The sequence below is a fragment of the Xanthomonas sp. NCPPB 3570 genome, assembly GCF_056725115.1.
Window position 1 is genome coordinate 4,768,061 of record NZ_CM161513.1, and the last position, 19,934, is coordinate 4,787,994.

The window sequence follows — 19,934 nt, forward strand, 5'->3', positions numbered from 1 at the left end:
TCTCATCGCGGCGGAGGATCGCCTCCAGTGATCGCTTCCTTGGCGAGACACGCTGTCTCTTGTAGGAGCGGCTTCAGCCGCGAGGCTTTACCGGTAACGCCTCGCGGCTGAAGCCGCTCCTATACACGCGTGCCTCCTATCGCCACACCATGCGCGCGCCCCCGGGCGCCCGCTACGCCCCGCTCACCGCAACAGGAACGAAAGCATGCGCGCGATCCGCGCGTACGGCGGCTTGAGCAGGTCGCTGCCGGCGCAGCGCGCCTGCCACAGGATCGGCAGCGCCTTGCTGAAGGCGTCGAAGCCGGCGCGGCCGTGGTAGGCGCCCATGCCGCTGGGGCCGATGCCGCCGAACGGCAGCGCGTTGGCAGCGAAATGCAGCAGGCTGTCGTTGACGGTGACGCCGCCGGCGATGGTCGCGTGCAGGATCGCTTCGATCCGGGCGCGGTCGTGGCTGAAGGGATACAGCGCCAGCGGCCGGTCGCGGCCGTTGATCTCGGCGATGGCCGCATCCAGCGAGCGATAGCTGCGCAGCGGCAGGATCGGGCCGAAGATCTCCTCCTGCATCAGCAGCGCGTCGTCGCCCGGCTGCAGCACCACGGTCGGCACGATCAACCGCTCGCGCTCGGCGCGTTCGCGCTCCACCGTGGCCAGTTCGATCACCTCCAGGCCGCGCGCCCGGGCATCGTCCAGGTAGCCGCGCAGGCGCCGGTACTGGCCGTCGTTGACGATGCGGGTGTAGTCCTCGGCGCCGGCGAAATCGCCGTAGCGCGCCAGCACCTGCGCGCGCAGCGCCTGCACCAGCGCCGCCTCGCGGCCGGCGTCGATCAGCACGTAGTCCGGGGCGATGCAGGTCTGCCCGGCATTGAACCACTTGCCGGTGGCCAGGCGCGCGGCGGCCTGCTCCAGCGGGTAGTCGGCGCAGACGATGGCCGGCGATTTGCCGCCCAGCTCCAGGGTCAGCGGGGTGAGGTTGGGCGCCGCCGCCGCCATCACCTTGCGCCCGACCGCGGTGGAGCCGGTGAACACCAGGTGGTCCAGCGGCAACGCGGCGAACGCCGACGCCACCTCGGCCCCACCCAGCGCCACCGCCACCCGCTGCGGCGGGAACACCTCCGCCAGCAGCGACTGCAGGAACTGCGCGGTGCGCGGCGTGTGCTCGGAGGGTTTCAGGTAGACATGGTTGCCGGCGGCGATGGCGGTGGCCAGCGGGATCAGCGCCAGATTGACCGGGTAGTTCCAGGGTGCGATCACCCCGACCACGCCGACCGGCACCGGCCGCACTTCCGCGCGCGCCGGCCACAGCCGCCAGCCGGCACCGACCCGCTGCGGGCGCATCCAGCGCCTGAGATGGCGCAGCAGATGATCGATCTCGCCGAGCACGGTCATGCCGTCGGCGATCAGCGATTCGTGGCGCGAGCGGTGGCCGAAATCGGCGGCGATGGCATCGGCCATCTCCGGCAGCCGCCGCTTCAGCGCCGCGCGCAGCCGCAGCAGGTCCTCGCGGCGCTGCGCCCGCTCCGGCTTGGCCGCCTGCCAGGCCGCGCGCAGGCGCTGCAGGGTGACTGGCAGGGCGGCCAGCGGCGTGTCGGTGGAAGCGGCGTCGGCGGCGGGGGTCGGCATGGACGCACTATACGATGGTGGTTGCGGCTGCCGTGCGCGCAGGCCGCGGGTCGGCAGCGCGCGGCCGTGCCCCCTCGGTCTCACAGTGGGTCGCGTCGGGACTGAAGTCCCTCCCACAAGGGGCACCCCAACATTGGCCGCGAACTGGAGTTTCCACCTGTGGGAGGGACTTCAGTCCCGACCCAGTGAACCTGGGCGCTCCGCCCATCCACACGGCTACGCTGGCTCTTTCAGCAACCACGCCTGCAACTGCGCCAGCGAGGCGACCTGGTGGTGCGGCACGATGCCCTCCGGCGCGGCGGCGCCGTGCGCATTGAACCAGCAGGTGTGCAGCCCGGCGGCCAGGCCGCCGGCGATGTCGGCCTGCGGGTTGTCGCCGACCATCAGCACCTGCGCCGGCGGCGGATCGCCCAGTTGCGCCAGCGCGTGCGCGAAGATCCCCGGGTGCGGCTTGGCCACGCCCACGACCTCGGAAATGGCGATGACCTCGAAGCGGTCGTGCAGGCCGGTGCGCTGCAGGCGCGCGGTCTGCAGCGCGCCGAAGCCGTTGGTGACCAGCCCCAGGCGCGCGCGCCCACGCAGCGCGTCGAGCAGGTCCACCGCTCCGTCCAGCGGTGCGCACAGTTCGGCCATCGCCGCCAGGAACGCCGTGTTCAAGGTCTCCGGCGCGGTCTGCAGGCGCTGCGCCCAGTCGGCGAAGCGGCGCTGCTGCAATTGCAAGGCGGTGATCGCGCCGTTCTGGTACTGCACCCACAGCGGCCTGTTGCAGGCGGTGTATTCGGCGTAATCCGCCTCGCCGAACTGCACGCCGTAGCCGGCGAACATGCGCTGCAGGCCGGCGAAGGCGTCGAAGTGGAACAAGGTGTCGTCGGCGTCGAACAGGATCCAGCGATAGCGCATGCAGGCGACCGGGGCGGCAAGGGCCCGCCATGGTAGCCGCTGCCCGCAGACACGACGACGCCGGCACAAGGGCCGGCGTCGCGTGCGGCGATGGCCGCGTCCTGCCTAGGCGAGCGTGCTCAGTGACCCGAGCCGCGCGAGGCGCCCAGCCCGGTCTCGGCGCGGATCTGCTGCGCCTTGAACGCGGCACGTTCCTTGCCGGCCTGCGCGCTGCGGTCCAGCACCGAGAACAGCCAGATGCCGACGAAGCCGATGGTCACCGAGAACAGCGCCGGCGAGGTGTACGGGAACGGCGCCGAGCCGGTCGGGTTGCCCAGCGTGTCCACCCACACCGACGGCGACAGCACGGTCAGCACCAGCGAGGAGATCAGGCCGAGGAAGCCGCCGATCACCGCGCCGCGGGTGGTGCAGTCCTTCCACAGCAACGACAGGATCAGCACCGGGAAGTTGGCCGAGGCGGCGATGGCGAAGGCCAGCGACACCATGAAGGCCACGTTCTGCTTCTCGAACACGATGCCCAGCAGCACCGCGATCACGCCCAGCGCGATGGTGGTGACGCGCGACACCTTCAGTTCCGAGCCCGGGGCCGGATTGCCCTTCTTGATCACCGTGGCGTACAGGTCGTGGGACACCGCCGAGGCGCCGGACAGGGTCAGGCCGGCGACCACCGCCAGGATGGTGGCGAAGGCCACCGCGGAGATGAAGCCCATGAACACGTTGCCGCCCACCGCATTGCCGACCAGCACCGCCGCCATGTTGGCCGCGCCCTTGCCGCCGTGGATGGTGCCGGTGGCGACGTCGGCGAACTGCGGGTTGGTCAGCACCAGGGCGATGGCGCCGAAGCCGATGATGAAGATCAGGATGTAGAAGTAGCCGATCCAGGTGGTGGCCCACAGCACCGACTTGCGCGCCTGCTTGGCATCGGGAACGGTGAAGAAGCGCATCAGGATGTGCGGCAGGCCGGCGGTGCCGAACATCAGCGCCATGCCGAAGGAGATCGCCGAGATCGGATCCTTGACGAAGCCGCCCGGGCCCATGATCGACAGGCCGGCAGTGGCCGCCTCTTCCGGCGAGGCGCCGCCGTTGGCCGCCACCGCGGTCTTCACCCGCACGCCCTCGGCGAACAGCGCCTCGAAGCTGAAGTTGAAGTGCCACATGATCGCCACGGCCATGAAGGTCACGCCGGTCAGCAGCAGCACCGCCTTGATGATCTGCACCCAGGTGGTGGCGGTCATGCCGCCGAACAGCACGTAGACCATCATCAGCACGCCGACCAGGCTCACCGCCACCCAGTAGTCCAGGCCGAACAGCAGCTTGATCAGCGCGCCGGCGCCGACCATCTGCGCGATCAGGTAGAACAGCACCACCACCAGCGTGCCGGAGGCGGCGAAGGTGCGGATCGCGGTCGGCGCGAAGCGATAGCCGGCCACGTCGGCGAAGGTGTACTTGCCGAGGTTGCGCAGGCGCTCGGCCATCAGGAAGGTCAGGATCGGCCAGCCGACCAGGAAGCCGATGGCGTAGATCAGGCCGTCGTAGCCGTTGGTCATCACCGCCGCGGTGATACCCAGGAACGAGGCCGCCGACATGTAGTCGCCGGCGATCGCCAGGCCGTTCTGGAAGCCGGTGATGCCGCCGCCGGCGGTGTAGAAGTCCGACGCCGAGCGGGTCTTCTTCGCCGCCCACTTGGTGATCCACAGGGTGCCGGCGACGAAGAAGGCGAACATGGAGATCGCCACCCAGTTGGTCGGCTGCTTGTCGGTCTGGCCGACGTCGCCGCCGGCGGCCAGGGCCGCGCCGGCCGGCAGCAGCGCGGCCAGCAGCAGCAGAAGGAAGCGCAGGTGCTTGCTCATTGGCGGGCGTCCTCGAGGATGGCGGCGGTCAGCTGGTCGTACACGGTGTTGGCGCGGCGCACGTAGATGGCGGTGATGGCGATGGTGAAGACCATCACCCCGATCGCGATCGGGATGCCGATGGTGGTGACGCCGCTACCCATCGGCTGGGCCAGGAAGGCCTTGTCGAAGGCGATCAGGCCGATGAAGCCGAAGTAGGCCAGCAGCATCAGGACGGTCAGCGTCCAGCCCAGCGCGTTGCGCTGGCGCTTGAGCGCGTGGTACTTCGGATTGGCGTCGATCTTGGCGATCAGCGCGTCGTTGGAGAGGCTCATGAGATGGCTCCGGTAAGTGGCCGCGGCACGGATCAGAAGCTGTACTTGGTGGTGAACTGCAGGCGGGTGATGTCGCCCGTGGCGCCGCTTTCGATCTCGCGCTTGCCGTACATCAGCTCGGCGCCGATATCGACCTTGGGCAACGGCGAGTAGAAGACGTTGCCGCGGATGCTCTGCACGCTTTTGGTCACGGCCAGGCCGGTGCGCGCGGTGTCGTTGTCGTAGTCGCTGCGCGCGTAGATCAGGTTGGTGCGCAGCTTGGGCGAGAACGCGTGGCGCCAGCCGACGTAGCCGGCGACCACGCCGACCGTGTCCAGGTCGCGGTCGGCGGCGTCGTACATCGCGTTCTGGGCGATGCCCAGGCCGATGTAGCGGCCGATGCCTTCGCCGCCGGTGAGCTGGTAGAACAGGCTGTCGCTGTCGCTGGCCACCCACTTGCCGCCCAGGGTCAGACCGCCGGAGGCCTTGCTGGCGTCGGCGCCGGTGGCGCGGTTGTCGACCTTCTGCTGGCCGACCACGCCTGCGACGCCGAAGCTGCCCCAGTCGCCCTTCCAGCCGTAGCGCACGGTCAGGTCCGGCAGCGCGCCGCGGTCGGAACTGGCGGTGCTGACCACGCCGGCCACGCTGCGCGTGTACAGGGTGGTTTCCGGATTCTCCAGGGCGATGCTGAAACCGCCGTTGGTGTAGCGCAGCTGCGCCTGGCGCACGAACACCACGCCGTCGGTGGGGCCGATGAAGTCGGCCGCTTCCGGCAGCGCCGCCGGATCCATGAAGTTGGACCAGGTCTGGCCGGCCAGCCAGTGGTTCCAGTACATGTAGGCGTGGCGCAGGGTGGCACCGTAGGTGTTGGTGGCGGTCTGAGTACCCAGCGAATTGCCGAAGAAGTCCAGTTCCACCAGCGCGCCGGCCTTGTTGCCGCCTTCGGTCACGCTGTCCACGCCGAAGTTGATCCGCGAGAACTTGGCGTGAGCGTTGTAGTCGGTGCCGGACTTGGCGCCGCCCACCGGGGTCTGCCCGGGCAGGTACAGCGCGCGGCCGGTGGCATCGTCGGCGAGCTGGCCGTCGCCGGTGCGGGTGGCCAGGAAGTCGGCCTTGATGAAGCCGCCGACCTTGAAGGTGGTGCCGGGCGCCGCGCCCGGGGTGATGGTGGTGACCTGGATCGGCGCCTTGCCGGCCGGCGGTGCCGGGGGTGCCGGCGGCGGCGCGGCCTGGCTGGAGCGGACCGCGGCGACCTCGGTCTGGGTCTGCGTGATCTGCCCCTGCTGCTGTTGCTGCGCGGACAGCAGTTGCTGCACCTGCCGCTCCAGCTCGGCCACGCGGGTCTCCAGCGCCTGTTCGCGCGCCGAGGGTTTGCCTTGGGCGAAGGCCGCGCCGGGCGCGACCAGGGCCACCAACAGCGCCGCCGCCAACGGGCGACGCGCCAAGGATGCGATGCGGTTGCTCATTACTCCCTCCCGAATAATGGATGGCCGCACGCATGCGCACGGCCGTAGCCCAGCGTGCGCGAGCGGGGCGGGCGCGCCTATTGGCCATTAGTCGAACGTCGGCTGAGTTACGACCATCGTCTAAGGCCCGGCGCGTGTGCGCTTAACGCCGGATGCGGCACACTGCGCGTTGACGCGCCGCCGCATGCGGCGCCCCGTTCAATGCAGAGGGAACCATGGCCGATCTCTACCCCGTCGATCCGCAGTTCGCCGCCCGTGCGCGGGTCGACAAGACCCAGTACCAGACCCAGTACAAGGCATCGGTGGAACAGCCGGAAGCGTTCTGGGGCAAGGTGGCCGAGCGCCTGGACTGGTTCAGGAAGCCGACCCGGATCAAGGACGTCAGCTTCGCCCTGGACGACTTCCGCATCCGCTGGTTCGACGACGGCGAACTCAATGCCAGCGTCAATTGCCTGGACCGGCAACTGGCCACCCGCGGCGACAAGACCGCGCTGCTGTTCGAGCCGGACAGCCCGGACGCGCCGTCCTACCGCGTCACCTATCGCGAGCTGTACGAGCGCGTGTGCCGGCTCGGCAACGCGCTGCGCGCGCTGGGCGTGCGCAAGGGCGACCGCGTCACCATCTACCTGCCGATGATCCCCGATGCCGCGGTGGCGATGCTGGCCTGCGCGCGCATCGGCGCGATCCACTCGGTGGTGTTCGGCGGCTTTGCGCCCAACTCGATCGCCGACCGGGTGATCGACTGCGGCAGCAAGCTGATCATCACCGCCGACGAGGGCCTGCGCGGCGGCAAGAAGATCCCGCTCAAGGCCAACGTGGACGCAGCGCTGAAGCTGCCCGGCACCACCAGCGTGGAGACCGTGCTGGTGGTGCGCCACACCGGCGGCGCGGTGGACATGCAGGCCCCGCGCGACCGCTGGTTCCACGACGTGGTCGACAGCCAGCCGGCCGAATGCGAACCCGAGCGCATGAATGCCGAGGACCCGCTGTTCATCCTCTACACCTCCGGTTCCACCGGCAAGCCCAAGGGCGTGCTGCACACCACCGCCGGCTACCTGCTGTACGCCGCCTACACCCACGAGACCGTGTTCGATCTGCGCGAGGACGACATCTACTGGTGCACCGCCGACGTCGGCTGGGTGACGGGGCACAGCTACATCGTCTACGGGCCGCTGGCCAACGGCGCCACCGCGCTGATGTTCGAGGGCGTGCCCAACTACCCGAGCGTGTCGCGCTTCTGGGAAGTCATCGACAAGCACCAGGTGACGATCTTCTACACCGCCCCGACCGCAATCCGCGCGTTGATGCGCGAGGGCGAGGCGCCGGTGAAGCAGACCTCGCGCAAGAGCCTGCGCCTGCTCGGCAGCGTCGGCGAGCCGATCAATCCCGAAGCCTGGCGCTGGTACTACGACGTGGTCGGCGACGGCCGCTGCCCGATCGTGGACACCTGGTGGCAGACCGAGACCGGCGGCATCCTGATCACCCCGCTGGCCGGCGCCATCGACCTCAAGCCCGGCTCGGCGACGTTGCCGTTCTTCGGCGTGCAGCCGGCCCTGGTCAGCGCCGACGGCGAGATCCTGGAAGGCGCCACCGAAGGCAACCTGGTGCTGCGCGATTCCTGGCCGGGACAGATGCGCACCGTGTACGGCGACCACCAGCGCTTCATCGACACCTATTTCCGCACCTACCCCGGCAGCTACTTCACCGGCGACGGCTGCCGCCGCGATGCCGACGGCTACTACTGGATCACCGGCCGCGTCGACGACGTCATCAACGTCTCCGGCCACCGCATCGGCACCGCCGAGGTGGAGAGCGCGCTGGTCGCCCACCCCAAGGTGGCCGAGGCCGCGGTGGTCGGCTTCCCGCACGACATCAAGGGCCAGGGCATCTACGCCTACGTGACCCTGGTCGCCGAGGAACAGCCCAGCGAAGCCCTGCACAAGGAACTGGTGGCCTGGGTGCGCAAGGAGATCGGCCCGATCGCCGCCCCCGACCACCTGCAGTGGGCGCCGGGCCTGCCCAAGACCCGCTCGGGCAAGATCATGCGCCGCATCCTGCGCAAGATCGCCGAGAACGCCCCCGACCAGCTCGGCGACACCTCGACCCTGGCCGATCCATCGGTGGTGGATTCGTTGGTGAACGAACGGCTGGCGCGCTGACGCGCGCCGGGATTCGGGATTTGGGATTGGGGATTCGTCAAAGCGGTCCCCGGTCCGTGTCCGATCTCCTGGCGACGTCACGCTCCGCTGTTGCTGTTGCTCTACGAATCCCCAATCCCAAATCCCGAATCCCCGCCCCATGCCCACCCTGCTGATCGCCGACGACCATCCCCTGTTCCGCGAGGCGCTGCGTGGGGCGGTGCAGCGGGTGATGCCCGGGGTGCAGTTGTACGAGGCCGACAGCGTCGAGGCGCTGTACGCGCTGGCCGATCGCCACGCCGATGCCGATCTGCTGCTGATGGATCTCAACATGCCCGGCGCGCAGGGCTTCAGCGCGCTGGTGCACATGCGTGCGCTGCATCCGCAGTTGCCGGTGGTGGTGGTGTCCGCGCGCGAGGAGCCGACGGTGATGCGGCGCGCGCTCGACCACGGCGCGTTCGGCTTCATTCCCAAGTCGGCCGACTCGGACACCATCGGCCTGGCCCTGGGCACGGTGCTGGACGGCGAGCACTGGGCGCCGCCGGAAGCGCACAACGTGCCACCCACCGACCGCGCCGAGCGCGAGGTCGGGCAGCGCCTGCGCGAACTGACCCCGCAGCAGTTCCGGGTGCTGCAGATGCTCGGCGCCGGCAGCCTCAACAAGCAGATCGCCTACGACCTGGGCGTGTCCGAGGCCACGATCAAGGCGCACGTCACCGCAATCCTGCGCAAGCTCGGCGTCACCAACCGCACCCAGGCGGTATTGCTGGCCGGCAAGCTAGCCATCGACAGCGACGCCATCGTGCTGCCGCCGGAAGAGGACTGAGCCGCAGCGACGCCTGGCGAAGGCGCGAGCGGAGCGGATGCGGCGCGTGCGCGTCCGTTGTCCGTGCGTACACGGCGCGCTGGGGCGCCTCCTTGTGGGAGGGACTTCAGTCCCGACGCGCTGAACACCGAGCGCCAGTCGCTCCCTTGGGCACGGTGGGAAGCCCCCCCACGCAGCGGCGACGCATCGGTAGCTGCATGCGCGAACAGCGGACAGGTCCGTGGCGCCGTCCTGAAGTGGCACACAATTCGCCCACTCGCGCGCTACGGCTGAGTGCCATCGCGAGCCACGTGAGCGCAGAGTCAGCATCCTCGACGCATCCCGTGCACACGTACCGTACCGCCGCAGAGCCATGTCGATATAGCAGCAGCTATCAAGATAAGCTGCAGGTTCGCGTGCGTTCCAGGGATGTTCGCCGCAGTTGGCCGCTGTTAGACTGCGCGTCCCCTTGGGGAGTAGCCTGCTGTCCGACCTGCGCGGACAGCGCCCGTATCAACAGACTCGGCCGATGCGCCGTGGTATGGGCAGCCAGTTCGGTTGGCGAGACCAGCGGCGAGTGCGCAAGGCGAAGGCCGGGCGCGCGCGCTCGTCGTTGTCGCCTGTCCCGGTACGGTCTCCCATGTCGTTTCTTTCGATCCTCCTACTCGGCATCGCCATGTCGACCGACGCCTTCGCCGCCGCGGTCGGCAAGGGCGCGGCGATGCAACGCCCGCGCTGGGCCGACGCGCTGCGCGCCGGCCTGATCTTCGGCTGCATCGAGGCGCTGACCCCGGCGCTGGGCTGGGTGCTCGGCCAGGCCGCCTCCAAGTACGTGGTCGCGTTCGACCACTGGATCGCCTTCGGCCTGCTCGGCGCGCTGGGCGTGCACATGATCGTCGCCGGCCTCAAGCCGGAGTCCGCCACGCCCGAGGAGGCCGCGCCCAAGCGCCACGGCTTCTGGAATCTGGCCGCCACCGGCTTGGCCACCAGCATCGACGCGATGGCGGTGGGCGTCGGCCTGGCCTTCCTCGACGTGAACATCGTCGAGGTCGCGGCAATCATCGGCCTGTGCACGCTGACCATGGTCACCCTGGGCATCATGCTCGGCCGCGCGCTCGGTGCGCTGGCCGGCAAGCGCGCGGAGATCGTCGGCGGCGCGCTGCTGATCGCGATCGGCTGCACCATCCTGTTCGAGCATCTGCATGGTGCAGGTTGAGCGACGGGGCGCTGGTGCGGCCGGGATTGGGGATTGGGGATGTGCGGCGATGATGCGCGCCCATCCCACCAGCGCGGCGCCTTGGGTCAGGCCGGCTTGGCGGTGAATTCGAGATAGGTGGACAGGATGTACTTGTCGCCGCTGCGCGGCGGCAGGCCCGCGTGCAGGAACATCCAGTACGGCGGGAACACCAGCAGGCGGCCGGCGCGCGGCGCGACCTCTAGATCCAGGTCGAGGAAGCGGGTGTGCCCGCCCTCGGCCACGTCGTTGAGATACCACAGGAATACGAGGTAACGGCCGGTCTCCGCGTCGCAGGCGTCGAAGTGCGGCTGGAAGCGTTCGCCGGCATCGGCGCGGTAGCGCTTGATCCGCAGGTCGGCCAGGCGTGGGCGCCACGGCACCTCGGCAGTCAGGCCGAGATCGGCGTTGTAGCGGGCCAGCGCCGCACGCACCTGTTCGATGAAAAAACCCTGGAACGCCGGATCGGCGAGCCGGGTGACGTTGAGTTCGGTCCAGGCGCTGTCGTCCAGCCCCGCGCGCTCGCCAGCGCCGTTGCGACTGTGCTGGGCGGCGGTCTGCTCGAACTGCGCGATGAGCTGCGCGCAGAAGCCAGGATCCAGCGCCGCGTCGTAGACGCGGACGTAGTGGCGCAGGTCGGTCTGGTTCGTGTGCATCGGTATGCTGCCCCCTCAAGCAGAACGGCGCGCCCGCAAGGACGCGCCCTATCGTACGCTCCGGCGCCGCCCACGCAGGCGGGCGGCGCCGGCTCCACTCAGAAGCGGTAGGTGGCCCGCATCCAGTAGTAGCGGCCGAGCGTGTCGTAGGTGCTCACGTCGGTGTTCGCGTTCAACACGTTGTTCTGGTACATGACCGGCGGCTGCTTGTTGGTCAGGTTGTCCACGCCCAGGTCCAGGCGCAGGTTGGCCCCGGTCATGTCGTAGCCCACCTGCAGCGAGTGATACATGTAGCTGCCGTAGTCCAGCACCACGCCCTTGAACACGCCGTCTGCGGACATGTATTGCGTGGGGTCGCCACTACCGACCTGCACCTTGCCGATCCAGCGGGTCGTCCAGCTCGCATCCCAGTTGCCCAGCTTCCAGCCGACCAGGGCGTGCGCGCGCCAGTGCGTGTAGTTGCCGTAGGACGAGTTGTAGCGGCCGGCCATGTGCACCACCGTGTCCCCAGTGTCGATGTCGTAGCGGTGCAGGTAGGTGCTGTCCACGGCCACGGTGAACTTGCCGAACGCGGTCTCCGGCAGCACGTAGTTGGCGCCGAGGTCGACGCCCTGGGTGTTGAGCTTGCCGATGTTCACCACCGGCGTCTGGATGTAGTTGATGTTGCCGGCGCTGACGGTGCCCGCGGCATAGCGGTGGATGTAGCTGCAGTACGGGCTGTTGTCGTCGTTGTAGCAGAGATTGGCCACGGTCTGCGCGGAGATCGACTGGATCAGGTCGTTGAGCTTGACCTTCCACCAGTCGAGGTTGACCGACAGGCCCGGCACGTACTCGGGGCTGTAGACCAGGCCGTAGTCGAAGGAGGTGCCCTTCTCCGGCTTGAGCTGGTAGCCGACATAGCTGGATCCGGACACGATGCCGTTGGTCTGCGACAGGCCCGAACCGCTCCAGCCCGCCGGCACGCCGGCGCAGGCATTGGCGTGGCCGCTGCCGCTGTAGCCGATGCACGGGTCGACGAAGTTCGGCGAGTCGGCGGTCGGGCCCTGGTAGATGTCGGTGATGGTCGGCGCGCGGAAGACCTGCGCCGCGGTACCACGCAGCAGCAGATCATGGATCGGCCGCCACTCCACCTGGAAGGAGGCGCTATTGTTGCTCGAACGCACGTTGCTGTAGTCGGAGAAGCGGTCGCTGAGAGTCAGGTTGAGCGCGCCGATCGGCGAGGACTGTTCCAGTACCGGCATGAATAGCTGCGCATAGGCTTCCTTCACGTCGAAACTGCCGCTGAGCGGCGAGCCACACGCTTCCGAGGAAATGCCGCAGGTCAGGCCGCTGTTGATCAGCGCGTTGCTGGACACTGTCGAGCCAAGGCTTTCCTTGCGATACAGCGCACCGACTGCCAGCTGCGCGGCGCCGGCCGGCATGTCCCACAGGGTGCCGTTGGCGCTGGCTTCCCACTGGCGCATGATGGTGGTGGTTTCCAGGCGCGGAATCGATTCGTTGCTCTTCAGCCAGGCGACGGTGCTGGCGCTGCCCTGGTCGAAGATGTTGACCTGCCCGCTGTCGATCGCGCTCTGCAACGCGGCGTAGTCGACGTAGCCGTGGCTCCAGTTGCGCTGGCGATAGTGGCCGTAGTTGAAGTTGGTATCCCACACCCAGCTGCTGTCGCCGATACCGCCCTTCAGGCCGATCACGTCCTGGTCGGTGGCAGTGTCGTAGAAGCCCTCGCGCTGGCCGAGCGTGGTGAAGCGCGTGCGCAGCTCATAGTCGTTGGGGCCGAACTGCACGCCGAACGGGTTGTACGGGTTGTTGGCAGCGATGGTGATGCCGTCGCTCTGCGCGTCGAACGGCAGCGGCGCGATCGCGTAGTTGGACATCGTGTGATTGTGGTAGGCGTTGACGTACGCCTGCATCGAGTCGGTGATGTTGAAGCTGCCGAGCACGAAGCCGCCGACGCGCTGCTGCGGGGTGAGCAACAGGTTCTCTGCCTGGTAGTTGTAGGCGTCGGCCGAGGAGCTGTAGCACTTGTAGCCGCCGCTGCCGTTGCTGGTCAGCGCGCCTGTGTCGGGGTCGCAGCCGTTGGACGCCAGCGTGGTTTTCGGCAGCTTGTAGTAGCCGCTTGGCGTGCGGCTGGAACCACCCTTGTAGACGCTGCCGCTGGACAGGTACATCGCGTACTTGGAGAACGCGCGGTTGGCGCTGGAGACGTCCTTCTGCTTGTTGTAGTCCAGGCCGACCACGACGTTGCCGCGGTCCCAGGTCTTGCCGAATGTGAAGCTGCCGCCCTGACGCGCGCCGTCGCCGCGGCTGGTCTGGCCGTAGTTGGCCGAGACTTCGCCGCCTTCGAAATTCTTGCGCAGGATGAAGTTGACCACGCCGCCGATCGCGTCGGAGCCGTACATCGCCGAGGCGCCGACCTTCAGCACTTCGACGTGGTCGATCATGTTGGCCGGGATCGAGTTGACGTCGTTGTTCTGGATGCGGTGGCCGTCGATCAGGATGAGCGTGCGCTGGTCGCCGAGGCCGCGCAGCGAGATGGTCGAGGCGCCGTCGCCGCCGCCGTTGTTGACCTGCGGGTTGGTCGCGGCGCCGGCAATGCCGGGCAGCGCCTGCAGCAGGTCGCCCAGGGTCTGCTTGCCGCTCTGCTGGATCTGCTGGCGATCGACCACGGCGACCGGGCTGGCGGTCTCCACATCCACGCGGCGCACCAGCGAACCGGTGACGGTGAGCTTGTCCAGCGTCACCGGCGCGTCGCCGGACGCGGACGCCGCCGGGATGGAGCTCTGCGCATAGAGCGTGGCGGGAAGCGTCGCCATGGCCAGGCAAACGGCGTGAGCGAGTCTGTTCTTTGCTACGGACATCGGGAAGACCTCATGTGATGTACGACAAGCGCCGGCGCTGCACGCAGGCGCGAACCATCCCGGGCGCCTCGACGGCGCGGCGGGCGAAATGGATACCTCGGGCCGACGGTCCATTAAAGGACCGTCAGGCACTTGTTAGTTTTTTATAAGAAGGGTGTTGTTTCGGTGTGCCGGTGTGCGGCAGTCCCTGACAAAAACACCGCTTCAACCGCGGTACAGCGCGCGCGGCGTTTCGCCGTTCAACCCGTAGACGGGAACGGTTCAGACAAGCGGCACGCTCAAGCGGCGCGATAGTCCCAGCGTTGCAGGAACGGTTGCAGCACGGGCAGCACCGGCGCGAACGCATCGCGATAGGCATGCCAGCGGTCCAGGGCCTTGCGGTTGATGCCTTCCACCACCTGCGCGTAGCTCGGCGTGCTGATGAAGCCCTTGCCCTGTGCGTGCTGCTGGAACTCCAGCAGCCGCTCAGGCTGCTGCAGCTGCAGGAACTGCCCCAGCCGCGCCACCTGCGCCTGCGGGTCGGCCACCAGATCCTCGTAGCGCAACTCAAGCGTGCGCGGCTGCAACAAGGCGGCATGGTAGAGCCAGAAGTCCATCGCATCGGCATAGCCGCGCGCCAGCCGCGGCAGGCTGGCACACAGTAGCGCGAAAGCCGGCGAGCGGAACGCCTGCATGTAGCAGCTCAGCAGCACGTCGCAGGGGTGGCGCAGCGCCAGGATCACCGGCGCCTCCGGGAACAGGCGGCGGATCAGCGGCAGGCGCAGCAGATTCAACGGATTCTTGTCGACCAGGCGCTGGCCCGGCTGCAGTTGCACCACCCCGCGCACCGCCTGCCAGTACTCGGCGCGCAGCGCGTCACAGGCGGCATCGTCGAGCTCGCCCAGGCCATCCGGCCAGGCCACGCCGCGCGCCTCCAGGCGGTCGGCCAGCCCCTGCAGGAACGGCCGCTCGTCCATCGCCACCAGCTGCGGGTGAGCGTCGAGCATCTGTTCCAACAAGGTGGTGCCCGAGCGCGGGAAGCCGACCACGAAGATCGGCGAGTCCGCCATGGCCGGCGCGGTCACCGGCCGCGCCGCGGCATTGCGCGCCGGATCCCAGCGGGCCTGCGCGACCGGCAATGGCGGTGCGTCCGCCGCCGCCAGTTCCGGCACCAGCGCGGCCAGGCCCTCGACCTGGCCGGCATGGCCCTGCGCGCAGGCATCCAGCGCCTCGTCGTAACGGCCCAGGCGGTCGCAGACCCGCGCCAGCGCGAAGAACAGGTTGCTCTGCTTGCGCCGGTCGACGGCGCTGCCGTCAGCCAGCAGCCCGCGCAGCAGCGCGTGCGCCTGCTCCCAGTGACCCTCGCGCATGGCCAGCACCGCCAGCGCATTGGCGGCGTCCTGGCGCACGTCGGGGTCGTCGATCCGTTCCGGTGGCGGCAGTTGCGCGGCCGCCTCGCGCGCCTGCGGCAGGCGGTTGGCGCGTTCGAGCACCAGCACCAGCCGCGACCAGGCCCGCGCCGGCTGCGCCATCGGCCCCTCGGCGCAGGCGCGCAGCAGAGCGCAGGCGGTGTCGGTCTCGCCGCCCTGCGACAGCAGCCAGGCCAGTTCCACGGTGGTGTCCGGATCCAGCGGCGGCCACTGCCGCCAGTCGGCGATCAGCGCCTGCACGCGCTGGAAGTCGCCGCATTCGTGGCAGGCCATCGCCGCGTGCACGCACAGCGGCGGGGCCTGCGGCGCCAGCGCATGCGCGTCGAGCAGGTGTTCGCGGGCCGCGGCGTAGTCGCCGGCGTCCATCGCCAGCAGGCCGAGGTTGTGGTGCGGCAGCGGATCGTCCGGCGCCAGCGCGCGGGCGCGCAGATAGGCCTCGCCTGCCGGGCCGGGGTCGCCGGCCTCGCGCAGCGCCGTGCCCAGGTTGTTCCAGTGCGCCACCTCGTGCGGCTCGCGCTCGGCGAGCCTGCGGTACACGGCGGCGGCCGGTGCCGGCTGGCCCTGCATCTGCAGGCTCATCGCCAGCAGGCTGCTGGCCAGGACATCGTCGGGGTGCTGCCGCAGGTAGGCGCGGGCACCGTGTTCGAGCGTCTGCGCCTGCCCGGCCTCCAGCGCCGCCAGCAGGTCCGGGAGCGAGGGCATCGCGGGGGTGTCCAGGGAGGTCATGCGCAGGCGGATCGTGAGTGGTCCACCACCTTAGCCGCCCACCCGCGCCGTGCGCCACGCCGGCCGCGCCGCGGCGTGCCACACGGCACATACATTCCCGTTACAACGACGGGCGACGCCGCTAGATCGGGTCGTGGTAGGCGGTGAGGAAGGCGCGCAGCGAGGCCGGCTTGACCGGCTTGGTCAGCAGCCGGTAGCCGCGTTCGCGCGCCTGCAGCTTCAGTTCGTCGCGGCCGTCGGCGGTGAGCAGCGCGCCGGCCACCGGCCCGGACATCGCCGCGCGCAGCGCATCCAGGGTCTCCAGGCCGTCGAGCCGGTCGTGCAGGTGGTAGTCGACCAGCATCACGTGCGGTGCGCACGCGGCCTGCGCCAACGCCGCGTCGACGGTGCTGGCGCAGATCACCTCCACCTGCCAGCGGCCGAGCAGCGCGCGCATGCCGTCGAGGATTTCCTGGTCGTTGTCCACGCACAGCACGCGCAGCCCGGCCAGCGAGTCGGCCGCCGCCGCCGCGCGCGGCGCGCGTTGCTGCGCCTGTGCCGGCGGCGCCGCCCGAGGCAGGCTGATGGAGAACATGCTGCCGTGGCCGACGCGGCTGCGCGCATCCAGGTCGTGGCCGAGCAGGCGCGAGATGCGCTGGCAGATCGACAGGCCCAGGCCCAGCCCCTGCTCGCCCCAGTCGAACGGCTGCTGGTAGCGCTGGAACTCGTCGAAGATCTGCTGCATGTGGTGCGGCGGGATGCCGGGGCCGGTGTCCCAGACCTGCAGTTCCAGCGCCGCACCGCGGCGGCGCATGCCGAGCACGATGCGTCCCTGGCGGGTATAGCGCAGTGCGTTGGCGAGGAAATTCTGCAGCACGCGGCGCAGCAGCCGGCGATCGCTGCGCACCCACAGCGGCCGCGCGTGCACGTGCAGGCGCAGGCCACGGCCGGCGGCGATCGGACTGTACTGCGCGGCCAGTTCGCGCAGCAGCAGGCCGGCGTCGATGTCCTCGATGGTCGGGCGCAGGCCGCCGGCGTCCAGCCGCGACACATCGAGCAGGCCGTCGAGCAGCTCCTCGGCCGCGCGCAGCGAGGCGTCCACGCGCTCGGCCAGATGCCGCTGCTCCTCGTTCTGGTGCGCATCGCGCAAGGCCGAGGCGAACAGCCGCGCGGCGTTGAGCGGCTGCAGCACGTCGTGGCTGATCGCGGCCAGGAAGCGGGTCTTGGACTGCTGCGCCAGTTCCGCCTCGCGCGAGCGCTCGGCCACGCGCTGCTCCAGGGTCTCGTTGGCCTCGAGCAGGGCCTGCTCGGCGCGCTTGTAATCGGTGATGTCGTTGTAGCTGGTGACGTAGCCGCCGCCCGGCAGCGGCTGGCCGCGCATCTCGATCACCTTGCCGTCGCTGCGGGTGCGTTCGAACACGTGTGGGGTGCCGGCGCGCATGTGCGCGATGCGGCGGGCGATCTGGTCTTCCACCTGGCCGCCACCCAGTTCGCCGCGCTCGGCGTTGTAGCGGATCAAGTCGGCGACCGGGCGGCCGACGTAGAGCATGCCGTCGGGATAGCCGAACATCTGCTGGTAGCGGCGGTTCCAGGCGGTCAGGCGCATCGCCGGATCGACCACGCTGACCCCGGCACTGATGTTCTCCAGCGTGGTGGACAGGATCTCGCGGTTGAAGCGCAGCTCCTGCCCGGCCTCGTCGAGCACTGCCACCACCTCGCCCAAGTCCATGCCCGAGCCGCGCAGCAGGCTGGTCAGCACCAGGCGCGCGGAGGCCGCGCCGATCGAGGCGGCGAGCAGGCGTTCGGTGAACTGCACCCAGACGCGGTCGGCCACCGCAGTGGGCTGCGGCTCGCGGCCAAGCAATTGCGCCTGTTCGGCGAAGGCACGGCGGGCATGACGCTCGCCGACCATGCGCTCGGCCAGCGCCTGCAGATCCACCACGCGCACCTGCCCGAGCCAGTCGCCGGCCACCGCCGGGCGCTGCGAGTACGGCTCCAGGAACGGCGCCGCGCGCAGGCGCTCGTCCAGGCCAGGTCGCCAGCGCGCCGACACCAGCATCATCGTGCCAACGTTGACCAGCAGCGACCAGAACGTGCCGTGCGCCAGCGGGTCCCAGCCGCTCATGCCGAACAACTGCTGCGGGCGCAGCCAGGAGATGCCGAACGGCCCATCCAGCAGCCACGCCGGCGCCAGCCAGCCGGCCTGGGTCAGCGCCGGCAGCAGCAGCGTGTAGATCCAGGTGGCGAAGCCCAGCACCATGCCGGTCTCCACGCCCCTGCGGCTGGCGCCGCGCCAGTACAGCCCGCCGATCACCCCCGGCGCGAACTGCGCCACCGCGGCGAAGGCCATCAGCCCGTACGAGGCCAGCGTCGTGTCGTTGCTGCTGCTGCGGTAATAGCCGTAGGCGATCAGCGCCAGCAGCAGGATCGCCAGGCGGCGGATCCACAGCACCTTCGAGGCCACGTCGGCGCCGGCGGCCTGGTGCCCGCGGCGGCGCAGCAGCACCGGCATCACCAGGTCGTTGCTGATCATCGTCGCCAGCGCGATGCTGGAGACGATGACCATGCCGGTGGCGGCGGAGAACCCGCCCACGTAGGCGACCAAGGCCAGCGCGGTGCGGCTTTCGGCCAGCGGCAGCGCCAGCACGATGCTGTCGTCGGCCACGTCGCCGCCGCCGAACAGGGCGATGCCGGCGGCGGCGATCGGCACCACCATCGCCGAGATCAGCACCAGGTACAGGCCGAACAGCCAGCGCGCCTTGCGGATGTCGCCGACATCGCTGCACTCCACCACCGCCACATGGAACTGCCGCGGCAGGCACACCAGCGCCAGGAAGCTGAGCAGGGTCTGCGAGATGAAGCCCACCGGTGGGGTGTTCTGGAACAGCGTGCGCGTGGACTGCAGCACCTGGCCGCCGTCGCGCGCGGACAGCCACACGTAGGCGAACACACCCACGGCCACCATCGCCAGCAGCTTGACCACTGACTCCAGCGCGATCGCCAGCATCATGCCGTGATGATGCTCGGTGGCGTCGACCTGGCGGGTGCCGAACAGGGTGGCGAACAGCGCCATGCCCAAGGCCACGTACAGCGCCGGGTCGGCGTAGAACGGCGCACCGGCGCTGGACTGGCCGCTGAGCACCTGCAGGCTCATCGCCACCGCCTTGTACTGCAGCGCCAGGTACGGCACCACGCCGACCAGGGCGATCACCGCCACCAGCGCGGCCAGGCGCCGCGAGCGGCCGTAGCGCGAGGAGATGAAGTCGGCGATGGACACGGTGTTCTTGCTGCGCGCGATCAGCGCCAGGCGCTCGACGATGCGCCAGCCGAACAGCAGCATCAGCAACGGACCCAGGTAAATCGGCAGGTAGCCGGCGCCGTTGCGCACCGCGCTGCCAACCGCGCCGTAGAACGTCCACGACGAGCAGTACACGGCCAGCGCCAGGCTGTACACCGCCGGCCGCAGCCACGGCCGTTCCGGGTACAGCGGACGGCGGTCGCCCCACCACGCCACCGCGAACAGCAGCGCCGCATAGCCGACCGATACCAGCAGCAGGATCCAACTGGAAACCAAAGGCGAGCCCCCTCGACGATGCGTGCAGTCTAGAGGGTGGGATGCGTTTCGGCGTAGCCGGGAGTTCGGGGCTCGCTGCGTCTCGCTTGGGCTGCGCGTGCACCGGGCTGGTTGCTGCGAGGCAGTTGAGGCGACTGCGCCTACACCCCCCAACGGCGAGCACGGCGCTTCTCGCCTCTTTTCCTGCGCCCCCTTTGCACGCAGCCCAGTTAAGCAGAATCACCGCTCGGTAGCGGTGCGGCATCCGATGTCCGCGGCAGACGCAGGCATGCCGCTGGCTCTGCTTCTGCTGTTGATTTGTGGGGCCCTTTTAGCGCTACAGCCACGGCAAGGCAAAGCTTTCGCCTTACGGCGAGTTACTTTTCTTTGCTTGTGCAAAGAAAAGTAACCAAAAGAAAGCACACCCTGCCTCGCGCCCTCCGCGCT

Annotated in this window: 12 protein-coding genes; 3 read left to right on the top strand and 9 right to left on the bottom strand. The window is 69.4% G+C overall.

The genetic code is table 11. The features are described from left to right. Positions 1 to 183: 183 nt before the first annotated feature. From AC1PLR_RS20595 to AC1PLR_RS20615, 5 genes are all read right to left on the bottom strand, one after another. Positions 184 to 1,620 carry a coniferyl aldehyde dehydrogenase gene (locus AC1PLR_RS20595; protein WP_481102167.1) on the bottom strand — a complete coding sequence of 479 codons (1,437 nt, stop codon included), beginning with the start codon at positions 1,618 to 1,620 and terminating at the stop codon, positions 184 to 186. A gap of 216 nt (positions 1,621 to 1,836) precedes the next feature. Next, positions 1,837 to 2,520: a pyrimidine 5'-nucleotidase gene (yjjG, locus tag AC1PLR_RS20600; RefSeq protein WP_481102168.1), complete on the bottom strand. Its 684-nt coding sequence runs from the start codon at positions 2,518 to 2,520 to the stop codon at positions 1,837 to 1,839. Between the two features lie 119 nt (positions 2,521 to 2,639). Continuing rightward, complete coding sequence (locus AC1PLR_RS20605) at positions 2,640 to 4,370, bottom strand: cation acetate symporter (protein WP_371181146.1); 1,731 nt, start codon at positions 4,368 to 4,370, stop codon at positions 2,640 to 2,642. Then, positions 4,367 to 4,684 carry a DUF485 domain-containing protein gene (locus tag AC1PLR_RS20610; protein WP_010342761.1) on the bottom strand — a complete coding sequence of 106 codons (318 nt, stop codon included), beginning with the start codon at positions 4,682 to 4,684 and terminating at the stop codon, positions 4,367 to 4,369. Before AC1PLR_RS20610 ends, AC1PLR_RS20605 begins: the two co-directional genes overlap by 4 nt. 32 nt (positions 4,685 to 4,716) lie before the next feature. Then, positions 4,717 to 6,129, bottom strand: a complete 1,413-nt coding sequence (locus AC1PLR_RS20615) for a DcaP family trimeric outer membrane transporter (protein ID WP_481102169.1) — start codon at positions 6,127 to 6,129, stop codon at positions 4,717 to 4,719. Positions 6,130 to 6,344: 215 nt separating this feature from the next. On the opposite strand from AC1PLR_RS20615, the gene acs reads away from it, so the two are divergent. From acs to AC1PLR_RS20630, 3 genes are all read left to right on the top strand, one after another. Beyond that, complete coding sequence (gene acs / locus AC1PLR_RS20620) at positions 6,345 to 8,288, top strand: acetate--CoA ligase (RefSeq protein ID WP_481102170.1); 1,944 nt, start codon at positions 6,345 to 6,347, stop codon at positions 8,286 to 8,288. 139 nt (positions 8,289 to 8,427) lie between these two features. Beyond that, positions 8,428 to 9,093: a response regulator transcription factor gene (locus AC1PLR_RS20625; RefSeq protein ID WP_010342764.1), complete on the top strand. Its 666-nt coding sequence runs from the start codon at positions 8,428 to 8,430 to the stop codon at positions 9,091 to 9,093. Positions 9,094 to 9,712: 619 nt separating this feature from the next. Further along, the gene (locus tag AC1PLR_RS20630; protein WP_481102171.1) at positions 9,713 to 10,288 is read left to right on the top strand and encodes a manganese efflux pump MntP; all 576 of its coding nucleotides are present in this window, start codon (positions 9,713 to 9,715) and stop codon (positions 10,286 to 10,288) included. Positions 10,289 to 10,374: 86 nt separating this feature from the next. Here the strand turns inward: AC1PLR_RS20630 and AC1PLR_RS20635 are convergent, their stop codons facing one another. The 4 genes from AC1PLR_RS20635 to AC1PLR_RS20650 form a co-directional block, all read right to left on the bottom strand. Beyond that, positions 10,375 to 10,962 carry a 2OG-Fe(II) oxygenase family protein gene (locus AC1PLR_RS20635; protein ID WP_481102172.1) on the bottom strand — a complete coding sequence of 196 codons (588 nt, stop codon included), beginning with the start codon at positions 10,960 to 10,962 and terminating at the stop codon, positions 10,375 to 10,377. 98 nt (positions 10,963 to 11,060) lie between these two features. After that, entirely contained in the window at positions 11,061 to 13,775 is a 2,715-nt protein-coding gene (locus AC1PLR_RS20640) for a TonB-dependent receptor domain-containing protein (protein WP_481102173.1), read from the bottom strand. Positions 13,776 to 14,098: 323 nt separating this feature from the next. Further along, complete coding sequence (locus AC1PLR_RS20645) at positions 14,099 to 15,955, bottom strand: sulfotransferase (RefSeq protein WP_481102174.1); 1,857 nt, start codon at positions 15,953 to 15,955, stop codon at positions 14,099 to 14,101. A 121-nt stretch (positions 15,956 to 16,076) separates the two neighbouring features. Beyond that, positions 16,077 to 19,508 (bottom strand): hybrid sensor histidine kinase/response regulator, encoded by a 3,432-nt coding sequence (locus AC1PLR_RS20650; RefSeq protein WP_481102175.1) that lies wholly within the window; start codon positions 19,506 to 19,508, stop codon positions 16,077 to 16,079. Between the last annotated feature and the right edge of the window lie 426 nt (positions 19,509 to 19,934).

Bases quoted from the DNA above. Each gene is read 5' to 3' on its own strand.
- AC1PLR_RS20595 (WP_481102167.1), bottom strand. From the start codon at position 1,620: ATGCCGACCCCCGCCGCCGACGCCGCTTCCACCGACACGCCGCTGGCC.
- yjjG (WP_481102168.1), bottom strand. From the start codon at position 2,520: ATGCGCTATCGCTGGATCCTGTTCGACGCCGACGACACCTTGTTCCAC.
- AC1PLR_RS20605 (WP_371181146.1), bottom strand. From the start codon at position 4,370: ATGAGCAAGCACCTGCGCTTCCTTCTGCTGCTGCTGGCCGCGCTGCTG.
- AC1PLR_RS20610 (WP_010342761.1), bottom strand. From the start codon at position 4,684: ATGAGCCTCTCCAACGACGCGCTGATCGCCAAGATCGACGCCAATCCG.
- AC1PLR_RS20615 (WP_481102169.1), bottom strand. From the start codon at position 6,129: ATGAGCAACCGCATCGCATCCTTGGCGCGTCGCCCGTTGGCGGCGGCG.
- acs (WP_481102170.1), top strand. From the start codon at position 6,345: ATGGCCGATCTCTACCCCGTCGATCCGCAGTTCGCCGCCCGTGCGCGG.
- AC1PLR_RS20625 (WP_010342764.1), top strand. From the start codon at position 8,428: ATGCCCACCCTGCTGATCGCCGACGACCATCCCCTGTTCCGCGAGGCG.
- AC1PLR_RS20630 (WP_481102171.1), top strand. From the start codon at position 9,713: ATGTCGTTTCTTTCGATCCTCCTACTCGGCATCGCCATGTCGACCGAC.
- AC1PLR_RS20635 (WP_481102172.1), bottom strand. From the start codon at position 10,962: ATGCACACGAACCAGACCGACCTGCGCCACTACGTCCGCGTCTACGAC.
- AC1PLR_RS20640 (WP_481102173.1), bottom strand. From the start codon at position 13,775: ATGGCGACGCTTCCCGCCACGCTCTATGCGCAGAGCTCCATCCCGGCG.
- AC1PLR_RS20645 (WP_481102174.1), bottom strand. From the start codon at position 15,955: ATGACCTCCCTGGACACCCCCGCGATGCCCTCGCTCCCGGACCTGCTG.